Genomic DNA, 3,709 nt, shown 5'->3' on the forward strand with positions numbered 1-3,709 from the left:
CGGAGAGCGCCCAGGGTGTTCCAGTCGCGGGTTTCGCCTGGGGTGGCGACGCGGGCTGCCACTCGGGCGCGTTGCCAGCTTTCGTGGACGTCGTCGAGGGTCGGGCAGGGGGAGTGGACGCCTATCTGGACGGGGGCGTTGCGTTCTTCCAGGAGCAGGCGGGCTCGGTCGAGGGTGGTCGGGGTCGAGGTCGTGGCCGGGATCAGTAGGACGTGGTCTCGTTGCCAGAACGTGGTCAGGACCGAGTGGGGCAGCAGCCAAGGGTTCAGTGGTTCGGGGCTTGGGGTTCGCAGGACCGCGACTGTGAAGGGTGGGGCCGTTATCCCTGTCAGGTCGTCGGCTGCTCGGGTGCGGGGCTCCGGGTGGGTTGAGAGGAGGTCGGCTACCTTCCAGCCCAGGTCGTCGCGTTCCCTGGCCTGGCGGGCCATGAGGAGGGCGGCGCGGTCGCAGAGGGGCATCGCTTCGGCTGCCTGGTCGGGGGTTATGCGTTCCTCGTCGTCCAGGAGCCAGAGGTAGCCGTAGGTGACGTTGTTCCAGCGCACGGGCAGGCACAGGCGGCCCAGCTGGCCCAGGGAGGGGTCGGCCGGGATGCGGACGGGACCCTTGGCGCGGGCGATGCCGTGGCTTTCGAAGCGGGCCCGGACGGTGCCCGTCGCGCGGCGGCGCAGGATCGAGTCCAGCCGTACGGGGTCGATGGTGTCGCCGTGGGCGGCGTAGGCGACCAGGTGGAAGTCGCGGTCCTCCAAGGTCGCGGGGGCCTGGAGGAGGCCGGCCGCGTGTTCCGCGATCTCCTGTAGGTCGTCCATGAGGTCCATCGTACGTTTGTATGAAGATGCTGGGGCCTGGAAGTTGCATTTGACTATAGGGGTGGGCGTCGGGGGCTTCTAGCGTGCGGAGTGTTCCTCGTGCTGGAGGTTCCCGATGCCGAACCCTGTGCTTCTTGCCGCCGCGCGTAGTCGGCGGATGCGTGACGTGGTGACGTCCGTGCCTCTGACCAAGGGGGTCGTCGACCGGTTCGTCGCTGGTGACGACCTTGAGGCGGCGGTTCGTGTCGTCGAGGCTCTGGTCGGGGGTGGGGTCGCGGTCACCCTCGATCATCTTGGTGAGGACACCGTTGAGGTCGGGCAGGCGCGGGATACGCGGGACGCCTATCTGCGCTTGATGTCGGTGCTTGAGGAGGGGCGGCTTTCTGAGGGTGCCGATGTCTCTTTGAAGCTGTCGGCGCTTGGACTGGGGCTGTCCGAAGGGCTTGCGCTTGACCATGCACGGGATATCTGTGCTGCTGCTGAGCGTGTTGGGATGACGGTCACTCTTGATATGGAGGACCACACGACGGTCGACTCCACGCTGGAAGTCCTCGGCAAGTTGCGGGTCGATTTCCCGTGGGTGGGTGTTGCCGTCCAGGCGATGCTGCGGCGTAGTGAGGGTGATCTGCGGGACTTGGCGGGGTCGCGGGTGCGGCTCGTCAAGGGGGCCTATGCAGAGCCCGTTTCAGTGGCCTTTCAAGGTCGGCGTGAGGTCGATCTCGCTTATGTGCGGGGGCTGCGGACGCTGATGGGCGCGGACGGGTATCCGATGATCGCCACTCATGATCCGCGGATCATTGAGATCGCGTCCCTGCTGGCGGGGGAAAGGGCGCCCGGGTCCTATGAGTTCCAGATGCTTTACGGGGTGCGGGTGGCCGAGCAGGACCGGTTGGCGCGGCGGCACCGGATGCGCGTCTACGTGCCCTACGGCGTCGACTGGTACGGCTACTTCATGCGGCGCCTGGCCGAGCGGCCCGCCAATCTCGCGTTCTTTCTCCGTTCGTTCGTTTCCCGCTGACCAGGAGGATCTCCTTTCATGGACGCCGTGACCAACGTCCCGACGCCGGTGAACGAGCCGGTGCGGGGATACGCCCCCGGCAGCCCCGAGCGCGCCCGGCTTGAGGCCGAGCTCGCCGAACTCGCCGGGGAGACGCCGATCGATCTGCCCATGACGATCGGCGGACGCCGGAGGCTCGGCGGCGGGGCCAAGGTCGCCGTCGTGCAGCCCCACCGGCACGCCGCCGTGCTCGGGACCCTCGGGAACGCCACCGAGGACGACGCCCGGGACGCCGTCGCCGCCGCGCTGGAGGCCGCCCCCGCCTGGCGGGCGCTGTCGTTCGACGACCGGGCCGCGATCTTCCTGCGGGCCGCCGACCTGCTGTCCGGGCCGTGGCGGGAGACGATCCTCGCGGCGACCATGCTCGGCCAGTCCAAGACCGTCCAGCAGGCCGAGATCGACAGCCCCTGCGAACTCGTCGACTTCTGGCGCTTCAACGTGCACTACGCCCGGCGCGTCCTCGCCGAGCAGCCGATCAGCGAACCCGGCGTGTGGAACCGGTCCGACCACCGGCCGCTCGAAGGGTTCGTCTACGCGATCACCCCGTTCAACTTCACCGCGATCGCCGCCAACCTCCCGACCGCGCCCGCGCTGATGGGCAACGTCGTCGTGTGGAAGCCCTCACCCACGCAGACCTACTCGGCCGTGCTCCTCATGCGGTTGCTGGAAGCGGCCGGTCTTCCGCCGGGCGTCATCAACCTGGTCACCGGAGACGGGCTGGCGGTGTCGGACGTCGCGCTCGCCCACCCGGAACTCGCCGGCATCCACTTCACCGGGTCGACGGCGACCTTCCGGCATCTCTGGAAGACGGTCGGTAACAACATCGAGAGGTATCGCGGGTATCCGCGGCTCGTGGGGGAGACCGGCGGAAAGGACTTCGTGGTCGCCCACCCCTCGGCCGACCGGCGCGTACTGAAGACGGCGCTGGTGCGTGGCGCGTTCGAATACCAGGGGCAGAAGTGCTCCGCGGCTTCGCGGGCTTATATCCCCAGGTCCATTTGGGATGGGGGATTCGCCGACGAGCTCGCTGCTGAAGTCGACGGGCTCGCTGTGGGGGATGTCGCCGATCTGAGCAACTTCATGGGTGCCGTGATCGACGAACGGGCCTTTGCCAAGAACAAGGCGGCCATCGATCGCGCTCACGGTGATCCGATCGTGCGTGTCCTGGCCGGGGGGACGTACGACGATTCCGTCGGGTACTTCGTCCGGCCTACCGTGCTCGTCTCCAACGACCCCGAGAACGACATCTTCCGCACCGAGTACTTCGGGCCCATCCTCGGCGTCCACGTCTACGACGACGACCGCTACGACGACGTGCTCCGGCAAATGGAATCCGTCTCGGCCTACGCCCTCACCGGCGCCATCATCGCCGACGACCGCGCCGCCGCCGCCCACGCCGCCGAAACCCTCCGCTACGCCGCCGGCAACTTCTACATCAACGACAAACCCACCGGCGCCGTCGTCGGCCAGCAACCCTTCGGCGGCGCACGCGCATCCGGCACCAACGACAAGGCCGGATCCGTCCTCAACCTCCTCCGCTGGACCTCACCCCGCTCCATCAAGGAGACCTTCGTCCCCCCGACCGACCACCGCTACCCCCACATGGGCTGAGACCCCCGGGACGAGCGCCGAACCGGTTTGCCTAAGCCCCCGCCGCCCCATACAGTTAACCCATCACCGCGGGGTGGAGCAGTTCGGTAGCTCGCTGGGCTCATAACCCAGAGGTCGCAGGTTCAAATCCTGCCCCCGCTACGAGGTCTGAGGTCCGTGTGGTCGGATGCTTTGCATCCTTCCCTCGGGCCTCTTCGCCGTTTTTGGGGGGACGACCCCCCAATCCCCCCGGTTC

At 67.9% G+C, this 3,709-nt stretch carries 3 protein-coding genes and 1 tRNA gene; 3 read left to right on the forward strand and 1 reads right to left on the reverse strand.

The window, feature by feature from the left end; translation table 11 throughout:
* Positions 1 to 806, reverse strand: an 806-nt coding sequence (locus E1266_RS36175) for a PucR family transcriptional regulator (protein WP_132054939.1), incomplete at its 3' end; no start/stop codon positions are given.
* Between the two features lie 115 nt (positions 807 to 921).
* Here E1266_RS36175 and E1266_RS36180 point away from each other — a divergent pair.
* The 3 genes from E1266_RS36180 to E1266_RS36190 all read left to right on the forward strand — a co-directional run bounded on the left by E1266_RS36180 (position 922) and on the right by E1266_RS36190 (position 3,615).
* Entirely contained in the window at positions 922 to 1,824 is a 903-nt protein-coding gene (locus tag E1266_RS36180) for a proline dehydrogenase family protein (protein WP_132054941.1), read from the forward strand.
* 18 nt (positions 1,825 to 1,842) lie between these two features.
* Entirely contained in the window at positions 1,843 to 3,474 is a 1,632-nt protein-coding gene (gene pruA, locus E1266_RS36185) for an L-glutamate gamma-semialdehyde dehydrogenase (protein WP_132054943.1), read from the forward strand.
* Positions 3,475 to 3,541: 67 nt separating this feature from the next.
* A tRNA-Met gene (locus E1266_RS36190) sits at positions 3,542 to 3,615 on the forward strand.
* Positions 3,616 to 3,709 lie beyond the last annotated feature (94 nt).

The organism is Actinomadura sp. 7K534, assembly GCF_004348575.1.
GTDB lineage: Bacteria > Actinomycetota > Actinomycetes > Streptosporangiales > Streptosporangiaceae > Spirillospora > Spirillospora livida.

Excerpts from the sequence above, each read along its gene's own strand:
- E1266_RS36180 (WP_132054941.1), top strand. The coding sequence starts at position 922 with ATGCCGAACCCTGTGCTTCTTGCCGCCGCGCGTAGTCGGCGGATGCGT.
- pruA (WP_132054943.1), top strand. The coding sequence starts at position 1,843 with ATGGACGCCGTGACCAACGTCCCGACGCCGGTGAACGAGCCGGTGCGG.